Source organism: Nocardioides sp. Arc9.136 (assembly GCF_030506255.1).
GTDB lineage: Bacteria > Actinomycetota > Actinomycetes > Propionibacteriales > Nocardioidaceae > Nocardioides.
In genome coordinates this window covers 4228175-4241680 of the sequence record NZ_CP113431.1, presented here as the reverse complement: position 1 = coordinate 4241680, position 13506 = coordinate 4228175, and the positions used below count along the sequence as shown (strand labels likewise).

The window sequence follows — 13506 nt, the reverse complement described above, 5'->3', positions numbered from 1 at the left end:
TGTTTGTGCGGACGAGGGCCATGCTGGCCGGGTGAGCACCCCGTCCGGCAGCACCCGCGTGCGCCAGGAGGAGCGGACCCGCGCGATGCGGGCCCGGCTGCTCGAGGCGACGGTGGAGTGCCTGGTCGAGCGCGGCTTCAGCGGTACGTCGACCACGCTGGTCAGCGAGCGGGCCGGGGTCAGCCGGGGCGCCCAGCTGCACCACTTCCCGACCAAGAACGCGCTCGTCGTGGCCGCGGTCGCCCACCTCTCGGAGGTGCGCCGCGACGAGCTGGCCGCGGCGGCCGAGGGGCTGCCGACCGGCCGGCGACGTACCCGCGCCGTGCTGCAGGTGCTGGGCGACCACTTCGCCTCGCCGCTGTTCGTCGCCGCCCTCGAGCTGTGGGTCGCGGCCCGCACCGACCCGGCGCTCCTGGAGGCCGTCGCCCCGCTCGAGCAGCGGATCGGCCGCGAGACCCACCGGATGACCGTCGAGCTGCTCGGTGCCGACGAGTCCCGACCGGGCGTGCGCGAGCTCATCCAGGCGACGCTCGACCTGGTGCGCGGCCTGGGCCTGGCCGACACGATCACCGACGACGCCCGCCGGCGCCGCCGGATCCTCGACCAGTGGGCCGACACGCTGGACGCCGCCCTGGCCCGAGGCACGACCACCCCCGGAGGGGACGCATGAGCCTGCTCGACGACCTGCTGGTGGACCTGCGCGCGGAGGGCGACCAGCTGCACGCCGTGGTCTCCGGGCTCGACGCCGAGGGTTGGGCCACGCCCACCCCGGCACCGGGCTGGACCGTGGCGACCCAGGTCGCGCACCTGGTGTGGACCGACGAGGTCGCGGTGCTCTCGGCACGGGCCGCGACCGGCGCCGCCCCCGCGTGGGACGAGCTCGTGCAGCGCGCCGGCGCCGACCCGGAAGGCTTCGTCGACGCGGGCGCCCACGAGATCGCGCGGCTCGCGCCGGCCGCGCTGCTCGCCCGCTGGGGCGGGGCCCGCGAGGCGCTGACCGCCGCCCTGCGCGACCTGCCCGCCGGGGCGAGGATGCCGTGGTTCGGCCCGCCGATGTCGGCGACCTCCATGGCCACCGCCCGGTTCATGGAGACCTGGGCGCACTCCCTCGACGTCCACGAGGCGCTCGGCCGCGACCTCGAGGTCACCGACCGGGTCCGCCACGTCGCCCACCTCGGCGTCCGCACCCGGGACTTCTCCTTCGCCACCCGCGGGCTCACGCCGCCGAGCGACGACGTCCGGGTGCAGCTGGTCGCCCCGAGCGGCGCCACCTGGACGTGGGGTGCCGAGGACGCGGCTCAGTCGGTCACCGGCTCCGCCGCCGACCTCGCCCGCCTGGTGACCCAGCGCGTGCACCGCGCCGACACCGACCTGGTCGCCGTCGGCCCCGACGCCGACCGCTGGCTGGACGTGGCCCAGTGCTTCGCCGGGCCCCCGGGAGAGGGGAGGCGGCCCCGTGGCTGACCCGACGACGGCACCGCTGCGGATCGGGAACTGCTCGGGCTTCTACGGCGACCGCCTCGCCGCGATGCGCGAGATGCTCGAGGGCGGCCGGGACCGGCACCGCCTCGACGTGCTCACCGGCGACTACCTCGCCGAGCTCACCATGCTCATCCTGGGCAAGGACACGATGAGGGACCCCTCGCTGGGCTACGCGCGGACCTTCGTCCGCCAGCTCGAGGACTGCCTCGGCCTGGCGCTCGAGAGCGGCGTCAAGGTGGTCAGCAACGCCGGCGGGCTCAACCCCGCCGGGCTGGCCGACCGGGTCCGCGAGATCGCCCGCGGGCTCGGCGTCGACGTCGCGGTCGCCCACGTCGAGGGCGACGACCTCCGTCCGCGTGCCGCCGAGCTCGGCCTCGAGGGCGCGCTGACCGCCAACGCCTACCTCGGCGGCTTCGGCATCGCGGCCGCCCTCGCCGGCGGCGCCGACGTCGTGGTCACCGGCCGGGTCACCGACGCCAGCCTGGTCGTCGGTCCGGCCGCCGCGCACCACGGCTGGACCCCCGAGTCGTACGACGAGCTGGCCGGCGCCGTCGTCGCGGGCCACGTCCTGGAGTGCGGGACCCAGGCCACCGGCGGCAACTTCTCCGGCTTCCGCCAGCTCATCGGCAGCGGCCGGATGGACCCGACCAAGCCGCTGGGCTTCCCGCTCGCCGAGGTCGCGGCCGACGGGTCGAGCGTCATCACCAAGCACGCCGGCACCGGTGGCGCGGTCACCGTCGACACCGTCACGGCGCAGCTGGTCTACGAGATCCAGTCCACCCGCTACCTCGGCCCCGACGTCACCACCCTGCTCGACACCGTCCGCCTCGAGCAGGTCGGCGACGACCGGGTCGCGGTCACGGGGGTCCGCGGCGAGGCGCCGCCGGAGCAGCTCAAGGTCTGCGTCAACGAGCTCGGCGGCTACCGGAACGCCGCCGAGTTCGTGCTCACCGGGCTCGACATCGACGCCAAGGCCGACTGGCTGCGCGAGCAGCTGGCCCCCGCGCTCACCGCCGAGTCGGTGACCTGGACCCGCTCCGCGCTGCCGCCGGCCGACGCCGACACCGAGGAGGGCGCCTCCGCCCTGCTGCGCGTCACGGTGATGGACCCCGAGGCCGGTCCCGTCGCCAAGGCCTTCACCGGCCCCGCGGTCGAGCTCGCGCTCGCGTCGTACCCCGGCTTCACCATGACCGGCCCGCCCGCGCAGCCCACGCCGTACGGCGTCTACCGCGCGGCGTACGTCGACCGCTCGGCCGTGACCCACACGGTCGTCCACCCCGACGGCCGGCGCGAGGTGGTGCCCGACCCGCCGACGGCCCCCGCGGCCGCGCACGAGGAGGCGGCCGACGCCGGCCGCCGGCCCTCGCCGTACCCGGCGCCGACGGACTCGCTGACCCGCCGGGCACCGCTCGGCACCTTCGTCCACGCCCGCTCCGGCGACAAGGGCGGCGACGCCAACCTCGGGCTGTGGGTGGCCCGCACCGGTGACGCCGGGCTCGACCAGGCGCGGACCACGTGGCTCGCCAAGCTGATCACGCCGCGCAAGGTGCGCGAGCTGGTCCCCGAGGCCGCCGACCTCCCCGTTGAGGTCTACCTGCTGCCGAACCTCGGCGCCGTCAACGTCGTCATCACCGGCCTGCTCGGGCGGGGCGTCGCCGCGTCGACCCGCTTCGACCCGCAGGCCAAGGGGCTCGGCGAGTGGGTCCGCTCACGCGTCGTGCACGTCCAGGAGGGACTGCTGTGACCAACCGACCGAACGACCCGGGCGACGGGGACCACCGTCGCGCGCTCACCGGGCTCGGGGCGGAGTTCACCCGCCGCGAGATCGCCCCGCACCTCGCCGACTGGGAGGCCGCTCGCGAGATCCCGCGCGAGCTGCACCGCAGCGCCGCGAAGCAGGGGCTGCTCGGGATCAGCTTCCCCGAGGAGCAGGGCGGCGAGGGCGGCGACCTGCTCGACACCGTCGCCCTGCAGGAGGGGATGCTCTCGGCCGGCGCCTCCAGCGGCCTGCTCTCGGCGCTGTTCACCCACGGCATCGCACTGCCGCACACCTCCGCGCACGGCTCGGCCGACCTCGTCGACCGCTACGTGCGTCCCACCCTGGCCGGCGAGAAGATCGGGTCGCTCGCGATCACCGAGCCCGGTGGCGGCTCGGACGTGGGCAACCTGCGCACCACGGCCGTGCGCGACGGCGAGCACTACGTCGTCAACGGGTCGAAGACGTTCATCACCAGCGGCACCCGCGCGGACTTCGTGACCACCGCGGTCCGCACCGGTGGCCCCGGCGCCGGGGGCGTCAGCCTGCTGGTCGTCGACACTGACACGCCCGGCTTCACCGTCGACCGCAAGCTGGAGAAGATGGGCTGGCACTGCTCCGACACCGCGGAGCTGTCCTACGTCGACGTCCGGGTGCCGGTCGGCAACCTCGTCGGCGAGGAGGACGCCGGCTTCTGGTACATCGCCGAGCAGTTCGTCGTCGAGCGGATGGCCCTCGCGGTCCACGCCTACGGGATCGCCGGCCGGTCGCTCGCGCTCGCCGCCGAGCACTGCCGGCAGCGCGAGACCTTCGGGGAGCCGCTGGTCAAGCGTCAGGTCGTGCGCCACAAGCTGGTCGAGATGCACCGCCGGGTCGAGGTGGCCCGGGCCTACACCCACGAGGTCGCCCGCCGCCACGTCGCCGGCGAGACGGTCATCGCCGAGGCCTGCCTGGCCAAGCAGACCGCGTGCGACGCCGCGACGTACGTCTGCCACGAGGCGGTGCAGCTCTTCGGCGGCACGGGCTACATGAACGGCACCGAGGTCGAGATGCACTACCGCGACGCCCGCCTGCTGCCGATCGGCGGCGGAGCCACCGAGGTGCTCACCGACCTCGCCGCCAAGCTGCTGGGCTACACCTCGTGACGGCCGGGACGGGCGCGAACCGGGAGGCGATGCTCGCCAAGGTCGCCGAGCTCGACGCCGAGCACGCCACGGCGGTCGCCGGCGGAGGGGAGCGGTACGTCGAGCGCCACCACGCCCGCGGGAAGCTGACGCCGCGCGAGCGGATTGAGCTGCTCGTCGACGAGGGCTCGGCGTTCCTCGAGCTCTCCCCGCTCGCCGGCTGGGGCTCGGACTTCACCGTCGGGGCGAGCGTGGTGACCGGGATCGGCGTCGTCGAGGGCGTCGAGTGCCTGATCACCGCCAACGACCCCTCGGTCAAGGGCGGGGCCTCGAACCCGTGGACGCTGAAGAAGATCTTCCGCGCCAACCAGGTCGCCGAGGAGAACGGTCTCCCGACGATCTCCCTGGTCGAGTCCGGGGGCGCGGACCTGCCCACGCAGAAGGAGATCTTCATCCCCGGCGGTCGCCTGTTCCGCGACCTGACCCGGGCGAGCGCCCGCAAGGAGCCGACGATCGCGCTGGTCTTCGGCAACTCGACCGCCGGCGGCGCCTACGTGCCCGGCATGTCCGACTACACCGTCATGGTCAAGGAGCAGGCCAAGGTCTTCCTCGGCGGCCCGCCGCTGGTGAAGATGGCCACCGGCGAGGAGGCCGACGACGAGTCGCTCGGCGGCGCCGAGATGCACGCCCGCACCTCCGGCCTCGCCGACTACCTCGCCGAGGACGAGCGCGACGCCATCCGCATCGGCCGGCGGATCGTCGCCCGGCTCAACTGGCGCAAGCCCGCTGCGCCGGTCGAGCAGCGAGCGCGGGCGTACGCCGAGCCGGACGCCGACCCCGACGGCCTGCTCGACCTGGTCCCGACCGACCTCAAGGAGCCGTTCGACCCCCGCGAGGTGGTCGCACGCGTCGTGGACGGCGCGAGCGCGGCCAACGGGGTCGCCTTCGACGAGTTCAAGCCGCTGTACGGCACGTCGCTGGTGACCGGCTGGGCGCGCATCCACGGCCGGCCGGTCGGCATCCTCGCGAACGCCCAGGGGGTGCTGTTCTCCGAGGAGGCGCAGAAGGCGACCCAGTTCGTCCAGCTCGCCAACCAGACCGACACCCCGCTGCTGTTCCTGCACAACACCACCGGCTACATGGTCGGCCAGGAGTACGAGCAGGGCGGGATCATCAAGCACGGCGCGATGATGATCAACGCGATCTCCAACTCCACCGTGCCGCACCTGACCGTGGTGATGGGCGCGTCGTACGGCGCCGGCAACTACGGCATGAACGGCCGCGCCTTCGACCCGCGCTTCCTCTTCACCTGGCCCTCGGCGAAGTCCGCCGTCATGGGGCCCGCGCAGCTCGCGGGCGTGATGAGCATCGTGGCGCGAGCCGCGGCGGAGGCCAAGGGCCGCGACTTCGACGAGGCCGGCGACGCCGCGATGCGGCAGTTCGTCGAGGCCTCGATCGAGGAGCAGAGCCTGCCGTTCTTCCTCTCCGGGATGGTCTACGACGACGGGGTCATCGACCCCCGCGACACCCGCACCGTGCTCGGCATCTGCCTGTCCGTCATCGAGAACAAGCCGATCGTCGGCACCGACCGCTTCGGCGTCTTCAGGATGTGAGCCGGATGATCACCAGACTGCTCGTCGCCAACCGCGCCGAGATCGCCAGCCGCGTCTTCCGGACCTGCCGCGACCTGGGCATCGAGACCGTCGCGGTCCACTCCGACGCCGACGCGGACCTGCCCTACGTGCGCGAGGCCGACCTCGCTGTGCGCCTGCCCGGCAGCGCGCCGGCGGAGACCTACCTGCGCGTGGACCTGGTCCTCGACGCGGCCCGCCGGGCCGGTGCGGACGCGGTCCACCCCGGCTACGGCTTCCTGTCCGAGAACGCCGCGTTCGCGCGCGCCGTGGTCGACGCCGGGCTGACCTGGGTCGGACCCGCTCCTGCGTCGATCGAGGCGATGGGCTCGAAAATCCGCGCCAAGGAGATCATGCGCGAGGCCGGCGTACCGGTCCTCGAGGCGCCCGAGCACCCGACCGAGGCCGACCTGCCGCTGCTGGTCAAGGCCTCGGCCGGCGGCGGTGGCCGCGGCATGCGCGTCGTGCGCACGCTGGACGACCTCGACGCGGAGGTGGCGCGGGCCCGGGCCGAGGCCGAGTCGGCGTTCGGCGACGGCACCGTCTTCGTCGAGCCGTACGTCGAGCGCGGCCGCCACGTCGAGGTCCAGCTGGTCGGGTCGGTCGTCTTCGGCGACCGCGACTGCTCGGTCCAGCGCCGGCACCAGAAGGTCGTCGAGGAGGCCCCCGCGCCCGGGCTGCGCGACGAGGTCCGCTCGGCCGTGCACGACGCGGCTCGGAAGGCGGCCGAGGCGATCGACTACCGCGGCGCCGGCACCGTCGAGTTCCTCTACGACCCGGCCACCGAGCGCTTCTGGTTCCTGGAGATGAACACCCGGCTCCAGGTCGAGCACCCCGTGACCGAGGCGGTCCACGGCGTCGACCTGGTCGCCCTGCAGCTGGCGTCCGCCGAGGGGGGCGGGGCGGCCGACCGACCGGGACCGCCGCAGGGGCACGCGATCGAGGTGCGCCTCTACGCCGAGGACCCGGCCGCGGACTACCAGCCGCAGAGCGGCGTGCTGACGACGTTCGAGGTCCCCCGGGTGCCGGGGATCCGCGTGGACGCCGGCTTCGGGTCGGGCTCGGAGGTCACCACGCACTACGACGCCATGCTCGCCAAGGTCGTCGCCCACGCGCCGAGCCGGGAGGAGGCCGCCCGCAAGCTGGCCGGCGTGCTCTCCCGGGCGCGCATCCACGGCGTGGTCACCAACCGGGACCTGCTCGTGGACGTCCTGCGCTCGCCGGAGTTCCTGGCCGGCGACGTCAGCACCGCGTTCCTCGGTGACCTCGCGCCCGAGGGCGCCGCCGAGGACCCCGGCGCGGCCGTCGCCGCGGCCCTGGCCCTGGCCGAGCGGGCCGGTGCCGCGCGCACCGTCCAGCGCGGGGTCCCGGTGGCCTGGCGCAACGTCGTCTCCCAGCCCCAGCGCACCGGGCTCGAGCACCGCGACGGCACCGTGACCACGGTCGAGTGGCTCGGCACCCGCGACGGGTACGTCGTCGACGGGCACGGCGTGGTCGCGGCCGGCTGCGAGCGGGTCACGCTCGAGCGGGACGGCGTGCGCACGACGTACGACGTCCTCGTCGGCGGGCCGCACGGCCGGGAGGTCGTCGACGTCGACTCCCCCCGCGGCCACGCCCGGCTCGCCCGGGTGCCGCGGTTCGTCGACCCGGCCGAGCAGGTGGCGAGCGGGAGCCTGCTCGCGCCCATGCCAGGCACGGTCGTGCGGGTCGCGGTCGAGCAGGGCCAGCAGGTCGGGGCCGGCCAGCCGGTGCTCGTCCTGGAGGCCATGAAGATGCAGCACACCGTGGCGGCGCCGACCGCCGGCACGGTCACCGAGCTCCCGGTCACCACCGGGCAGCAGGTCGCAGCCGGCGAGGTGCTCGCCGTCGTCGAGGAGGAGCAGTCATGAGCCATGCGTTCACCGAGTCCGAGGAGCGCCAGGAGCTGCGCAAGGCGGTCTTCGCGCTCGCCTCGAAGTACGGCCACGAGTACGTCGCCGAGAAGGCCCGCACCGGCGGCAAGGTCACCGAGCTGTGGCACGACATGGGCGCCCACGGCTTCCTCGGCGTCAACATCGCCGAGGAGCACGGTGGCGGCGGTGGCGGCATGGGCGACCTCTCGGCGGTGCTCGAGGAGGCCGCGGCGGCCGGCGCGCCGATGCTGATGATGGTCGTCTCCCAGGCGATCTGCGGCTCGGTCATCGGCCGGTTCGGCACCCCGGAGCAGAAGGCGCGCTGGCTGCCGGCGATCGCGTCCGGGGAGTACACGATGGCCTTCGCCATCACCGAGGCCGACGCCGGCTCGAACTCCCACAACATCACCACCACGGCCACCAAGGACGGCGACGGCTGGGTGCTCAAGGGCCAGAAGACGTGGATCTCGGGCGTCGACGAGGCGCAGGGGATCCTCGTGGTGAGCCGGGCGGCCGACGCACGGACGGGCAAGCTCAAGCCCTGCCTGTTCGTCGTCCCGACCGATGCGCCGGGCCTGGAGAAGCAGCCGCTCGAGATGACCTTCGACGCCCCGGAGAAGCAGTGGACGCTGTTCTTCGACGACGTCCGGCTCCCCGCCGACGCGCTCGTCGGCGACGAGGACGCCGGCCTGCTGCAGCTCTTCGCCGGGCTCAACCCCGAGCGGATCATGGGGGCGGCGTACTCGAACGGGATGTCGCGCTTCGCCCTCGCCAAGGCCGTCGAGTACGCCAAGACCCGGAAGGTGTGGAAGGACCAGCCCATCGGCGCCCACCAGGGCATCGCGCACCCGCTGGCCAAGGTCAAGATCGAGCTCGAGCAGTCCCGCCTGCTCCAGCAGAAGGCCGCGGCGCTCTACGACGCCGGCGACGACATGGGTGCCGGCGAGTACGCCAACATGGCCAAGTACGCCGCCGGCGAGGTCGCGTGCAACGCCACCGACATCGCCGTCCACACCCACGGCGGCTCCGGCCTGACCCGCGAGCTCGGCCTGGCCAACATGCTCGTCGCTGCCCGGCTCGGCCGGATCGCCCCCGTCAGCCGCGAGATGATCCTGAACTTCGTCGCGATGCACTCCCTGGGCCTGCCGAAGTCCTACTGACCCGGGGCCCGCGGCCGGTGTGAGCCGGCCGCGGGGCGGGTATGCCCCGGGCATGCCCACGTCGCCCGCGAGCCCGTTCACCACCGGGTCCGACGCCGCCGAGCAGGTGGCGGCCGACCCGTTCTGGTCGGTGGTCCGCCGCCGGCACCCCGACATCGACGTCGTCGTGCTCCCGGCCGAGGCCGCGGTCGGCCCGGCAGCGGTCGAGGTCGAGGCGCGGCCGGAGGTAGAACCCGCGTCCGAGGCCGCCCGGGTCGAGGCCCACGCGGTCGCGCTGTGGACCTCGCTCGTGGGCGGCGAGCCGACCGAGGTCCGCAGCCGCTGGACCTCCGGTCGGGCGCCCGCCACCTCCCGCGTCGAGACCACGCTCCGGCTCGACGACGCCGACCCGACCGGCGGCGTCGCGGCGGTGGGCCGCGGTGCGGAGTCGCTGGAGCAGGACGGCTGGCACGTGCTCGCACCGCCCGACGGGCTGCCGCGCGTGCTCGCCGGACGAGGCGACGGACTCGCCCACGAGGAGCTGCAGCTGGTGCTCGCACCGGCCGAGTCGCGGCTCGTCCTCCGGCTCCGCTCGGCCGACGTCCGGCTCGCCCCGGCGCCCGGGGGGCCCGGGACGTCCGAGGGGGAGCAGGCATGAGCACCCTCGGCGCGGAGTACTCCGAGCTCTCGCTCGGCAGCACGAACTGGCGCGCGCTCGCCGACCTGATGACCTCGACCTCGCGCGACCTCGAGGGCCAGGGCACCGGGGCGCTGGCCCCCAGCGTCCAGGGCGCGGCGCAGGCCTTCCTCACCGCGTGGGCCGGGTACGCCGCGGAGAGCTCGGAGCTCGCCACCGGCTTCGCCGACGCGCTCGACGCCCGGATCGACGACTACGGCACCACCGACCAGGGCGCCGACAGCCGGTTCACCGACCTCGACGGACGACTGGGGCCGGCCCGGTGACCGTCACGATCGACGTCCCCCCGTCCCAGCCGGCCGAGGTCATCAAGCCCGAGGGCGACCCCGGCGGCGCGGACACGCTGGCCGAGGCCCTCCACACCGCCTCCGGCCGCTACGAGGAGTTCTCCGACGAGGCCGCCCGGATCCAGTGGATCGGAGGCTGGTTCGGCGCCGCCGCCGACTCCTACCGCGAGGCCACCGCCGAGGCCGGCGACGAGCACGCGGCGATGGGGACGACCGTCGAGCGCGTCGGGCGGGCGGTGACGGCGTACGCCGACACGCTGCGCGACCTGCTGCGCACCTACGACGAGCAGGTCGAGCGCAAGCGCTCGCTCGACGACCGCCGCACCGCCCTCATCGCCGACATCGGCGCCACCACCGAGGCCACGCCGGAGGTGGTCGCGGCGCTGCGGGAGCGGGCGACCGAGCTGCGGATCGACTACTCCGAGCTGGTCACCGACCACGACGACCTCCAGCGACGCGTGCGGGAGGCCGAGGACCTCCTGCGACAGGCGTTCCAGGCCGGGACCTCGCTCGACGCGGCGCTCTCCGACGACGGCGGGATCCCGCAGTTCGCGCAGGACGCCATGGACCGGCCCGGTGCGCCCGGGACCGGCGCGACGCCGGAGGAGGTGCGCGACTGGTGGGAGGGGCTCAGCGAGGCCGAGCGCGAGGCGGTCGTCGCGTCGTACCCCGAGCTGGTCGGCGCCGCCGACGGCCTGCCTGCCAGTGCCCGCGACGACGCGAACCGGGTCGTGCTCGACGACGACCTCGCGACGCTGCGTGCCAAGGCGGAGGACGGCACGATCTCCGAGGCCGAGCAGCAGGTGCTCGACAACGCCGAGCAGGCCGAGCAGGCGCTCGAGGACGCCGACGCCTTCGAGGACCCGATCACCGGCGAGCGGCCCGGCGGCGTGCTCTACCTCTACGACCCGGGCGCCTTCGACGGCGACGGCCGGGTCGCGGTGGGCGTCGGCGACCTCGACACCGCCGACGACGTCGCGGTCTTCACGCCCGGCATCACCACGACGATGGCGGACACCACCGGCTACACCGGGCAGATGATGAACCTCTACGAGTCGACCCGCTACAACGGCGACGGCTCGAGCGTGGCGACGCTGTTCTGGCTCGGGTACGACGCGCCGGACGCCTTCTACGACCCCGCCACGCTGACCGAGGGGCGCGCCGAGGACGGCGGCCGGCGGCTGGCCGACATGGTCGACGGCCTCCGCGCCTCGCGCTCCGACGACCCGGCGCACCTCACCGCGATCGGCCACAGCTACGGCTCGACCGCCACGTCGTACGCCGCCGGCGACTTCGACCTCGCCGCCGACGACGTGGTGCTCGTCGGCAGCCCGGGCGCGGGCCCGGCCGACCACGCCGACGACTTCAGCGTGGGCGAGGACCACGTGTACGTCGGCCGCGACAGCCGCGACTTCGTGGCCGTGCTCGGCGACGAGGGGTGGATCGGCAAGGGCGGCCTCGGCCTCGGGACCGACCCGTCCTCCGACGACTTCGGCGCGACCCGGTTCGAGGCCGAGGACGTCGACCGCAGCTGGCACCGCAACACCGACGAGGCGCACGGCTCCTACCTCGCCCACGACTCCGAGTCGCTGTACAACATCGGACTGGTCGTCGACGGGCACGGTGGGGACGTGAACACCGCCGAGCACAGCTACGACCCCTGGTACGACGCCCCCCGCGACCCCGAGTGGGACCGCGACCCGAGCAGCGGCGTCGAGGGCGAGTCGCGGACGAGGGACCAGGGGTGAGGCGCGCGGTGCGCGCGAGACTGGTGACCCTGACCGTCCTGGCCCTCCTGGGAGTGACGATGACCGCGTGCGGCGACCCGAAGGTGTCATCCGAGAAGGGCGCGGAGGACACCGCGGCGTCCCGAGCGGCCGTCGAGGACGCCGCGCGCTCCCTGGCCGCCGTCGCCGCCGAGGTGGGGCTCGACCTCGCGCCGCTGGCCGGCTCCTGGTCGGTCTGCACCGTCGAGCCGCCGTCGATGGAGTACTCCGCCGGCGGGTCGGCGAAGCCCACCGGGTCGACCGCCGAGGCGATCGCCGCCCTGACCGACGCGCTGGAGGCCGAAGGCTGGACGGTCGAGAACGCCGGTACGACGCCGCGTCCCTACGGGGTGCTCACCCGCGACGACCTGCGGGCCACGATCGGGGAGTCCCGGCGCCACCCCGGCGAGGTCGATGCCGGGGTGGGCGGTCCGTGCGTCGACACGACCAAGGAGCAGGACGAGCTGCTCGGCGAGAAGTACGAGATCAGCTGAGCCGCGGAGCGGCACGGGGCCGGGAGGGGCTCAGGGCTGTCGCAGGTCGACGCCTGCCGCTCGGAGCTCGGCCACCCCGCGCTCCGGTGCCCCGGCGTCGGTCAGCACCGCGGTGACCGCCGTGAGCGGGACGACCTCGAACGGAGAGGCGGCGCCGATCTTCTCGCTGCTGCCCAGCACGTAGGTCTCCGCGGCTCGGGCGACCCAGGCGCGCTTCACCGCCGCCTCGTCGGCGTCGCCGGTCGTCAGGCCGGAGGTGGGGTGGATGCCGGTGACGCCGAGGAAGAAGGCGTCGACCCAGACCCGCCCGATGGCCTCGTGGGCAGCCGCGCCGGCGGCGACGACGGAGTGCTTGAAGAGGCGGCCGCCGACGATGACCACCTCGACGGTCGGGTGCTCCGCGAGCTCGACCGCGATGGTCGGGCTGTGGGTGACGACGGTGGCCCGCAGGTCGGGTGGGAGCAGGCGGGCCAGCTGGCGGGCGGTCGTGCCGCCGTCGACGGCGACGGTCTGCCCGGGGCGCACCAGCGCAGCGGCGAGCCGGGCGACCTCGGTCTTGGCGTCGGTGGCGATGGAGGTGCGGGCGGCGAAGTCGGCGACCGCGGGGGAGGCGGGGAGGGCACCCCCGTGCACGCGGTGCAGCAGGCCCTCGGCCGCGAGCTCGCGCAGGTCGCGACGGACGGTGTCCTCGGACAGGTCCCACGCGGCTGCCAGCTCCTTGGCGACGACCCGGCCCTCGGCGCGGAGGGTGGCGAGGATGCGGTCCTTGCGCTGGGCGGCGAGCACGGGAGGACTCTAGACCGTCCGCACGTAAATGCTTGTTCGTGCACGTTTCTGCACGCTATTGTCGGAGCATGACGAAGCCCCTGATGATCCTGATCGCCGGTCCCTACCGCTCCGGCACCGACGACGAGCCGGCGCGGCTCGCGGCGAACCTGCGCGCCCTCGAGGCCGCCGCCTGGCCGGTGTTCCGGTCCGGGCACGTGCCGATGATCGGCGAGTGGGTGGCGCTGCCGGTGCTGAGCAGCGCAGGGGCCGAGGGCCTGGGCGACCCCCTGGCCGAGCAGGTGATGTACCCCACCGCCGAGCGCCTGCTCCAGCACTGCGACGGCGTGCTGCGCCTGCCCGGCGCGTCCCGCGGGGCCGACCAGGACGTCGCCATCGCGCGCGAGCGCGGCATCCCGGTCTGGCACTCCGTCGAGGAGATCCCGGGCTACGTCGCGGACGACGCGGCCTGA

General features: G+C 74.5%; 13 protein-coding genes. 12 read left to right on the top strand and 1 reads right to left on the bottom strand.

The window, feature by feature from the left end:
* The first annotated feature begins 31 nt into the window (after positions 1–31).
* From OSR43_RS20455 to OSR43_RS20405, 11 genes are read left to right on the top strand one after another with little or no spacing between them, the layout of a single operon-like run.
* A complete protein-coding gene (locus tag OSR43_RS20455) occupies positions 32–670 on the top strand; it encodes a TetR/AcrR family transcriptional regulator (protein WP_302268660.1) in 639 nt (212 codons plus the stop codon).
* Positions 667–1464: a TIGR03084 family metal-binding protein gene (locus tag OSR43_RS20450; protein WP_302268659.1), complete on the top strand. Its 798-nt coding sequence runs from the start codon at positions 667–669 to the stop codon at positions 1462–1464. The genes OSR43_RS20455 and OSR43_RS20450 overlap by 4 nt, the downstream gene beginning before the upstream one ends.
* Positions 1457–3226, top strand: a complete 1770-nt coding sequence (locus OSR43_RS20445) for an acyclic terpene utilization AtuA family protein (protein WP_302268658.1) — start codon at positions 1457–1459, stop codon at positions 3224–3226. Before OSR43_RS20450 ends, OSR43_RS20445 begins: the two co-directional genes overlap by 8 nt.
* The gene (locus tag OSR43_RS20440) at positions 3223–4383 is read left to right on the top strand and encodes an acyl-CoA dehydrogenase family protein (RefSeq protein ID WP_302268657.1); all 1161 of its coding nucleotides are present in this window, start codon (positions 3223–3225) and stop codon (positions 4381–4383) included. Before OSR43_RS20445 ends, OSR43_RS20440 begins: the two co-directional genes overlap by 4 nt.
* A gap of 29 nt (positions 4384–4412) precedes the next feature.
* Complete coding sequence (locus OSR43_RS20435; protein ID WP_302271737.1) at positions 4413–5975, top strand: acyl-CoA carboxylase subunit beta; 1563 nt, start codon at positions 4413–4415, stop codon at positions 5973–5975.
* A gap of 5 nt (positions 5976–5980) precedes the next feature.
* Entirely contained in the window at positions 5981–7882 is a 1902-nt protein-coding gene (locus tag OSR43_RS20430) for a biotin carboxylase N-terminal domain-containing protein (protein ID WP_302268656.1), read from the top strand.
* A complete protein-coding gene (locus OSR43_RS20425) occupies positions 7879–9045 on the top strand; it encodes an acyl-CoA dehydrogenase family protein (protein ID WP_302268655.1) in 1167 nt (388 codons plus the stop codon). Before OSR43_RS20430 ends, OSR43_RS20425 begins: the two co-directional genes overlap by 4 nt.
* A gap of 52 nt (positions 9046–9097) precedes the next feature.
* A complete protein-coding gene (locus tag OSR43_RS20420; protein WP_302268654.1) occupies positions 9098–9682 on the top strand; it encodes a hypothetical protein in 585 nt (194 codons plus the stop codon).
* Complete coding sequence (locus OSR43_RS20415; RefSeq protein ID WP_302268653.1) at positions 9679–9987, top strand: hypothetical protein; 309 nt, start codon at positions 9679–9681, stop codon at positions 9985–9987. The genes OSR43_RS20420 and OSR43_RS20415 overlap by 4 nt, the downstream gene beginning before the upstream one ends.
* Positions 9984–11756, top strand: a complete 1773-nt coding sequence (locus tag OSR43_RS20410) for an alpha/beta hydrolase (protein ID WP_302268652.1) — start codon at positions 9984–9986, stop codon at positions 11754–11756. Before OSR43_RS20415 ends, OSR43_RS20410 begins: the two co-directional genes overlap by 4 nt.
* Entirely contained in the window at positions 11753–12268 is a 516-nt protein-coding gene (locus OSR43_RS20405; protein WP_302268650.1) for a hypothetical protein, read from the top strand. The genes OSR43_RS20410 and OSR43_RS20405 overlap by 4 nt, the downstream gene beginning before the upstream one ends.
* A 30-nt stretch (positions 12269–12298) precedes the next feature.
* On the opposite strand, the gene OSR43_RS20400 is transcribed toward OSR43_RS20405, so the two are convergent.
* Positions 12299–13054: a DeoR/GlpR family DNA-binding transcription regulator gene (locus tag OSR43_RS20400; protein ID WP_302268649.1), complete on the bottom strand. Its 756-nt coding sequence runs from the start codon at positions 13052–13054 to the stop codon at positions 12299–12301.
* Between the two features lie 68 nt (positions 13055–13122).
* Here OSR43_RS20400 and OSR43_RS20395 point away from each other — a divergent pair, with 68 nt between their 5' ends.
* Positions 13123–13506 carry a DUF4406 domain-containing protein gene (locus OSR43_RS20395; RefSeq protein ID WP_302268648.1) on the top strand — a complete coding sequence of 128 codons (384 nt, stop codon included), beginning with the start codon at positions 13123–13125 and terminating at the stop codon, positions 13504–13506.

Bases quoted from the DNA above. Each gene is read 5' to 3' on its own strand.
- OSR43_RS20435 (WP_302271737.1), top strand. From the start codon at position 4,413: ATGCTCGCCAAGGTCGCCGAGCTCGACGCCGAGCACGCCACGGCGGTC.
- OSR43_RS20450 (WP_302268659.1), top strand. From the start codon at position 667: ATGAGCCTGCTCGACGACCTGCTGGTGGACCTGCGCGCGGAGGGCGAC.
- OSR43_RS20395 (WP_302268648.1), top strand. From the start codon at position 13,123: ATGACGAAGCCCCTGATGATCCTGATCGCCGGTCCCTACCGCTCCGGC.
- OSR43_RS20430 (WP_302268656.1), top strand. From the start codon at position 5,981: ATGATCACCAGACTGCTCGTCGCCAACCGCGCCGAGATCGCCAGCCGC.
- OSR43_RS20420 (WP_302268654.1), top strand. From the start codon at position 9,098: ATGCCCACGTCGCCCGCGAGCCCGTTCACCACCGGGTCCGACGCCGCC.
- OSR43_RS20425 (WP_302268655.1), top strand. From the start codon at position 7,879: ATGAGCCATGCGTTCACCGAGTCCGAGGAGCGCCAGGAGCTGCGCAAG.
- OSR43_RS20415 (WP_302268653.1), top strand. From the start codon at position 9,679: ATGAGCACCCTCGGCGCGGAGTACTCCGAGCTCTCGCTCGGCAGCACG.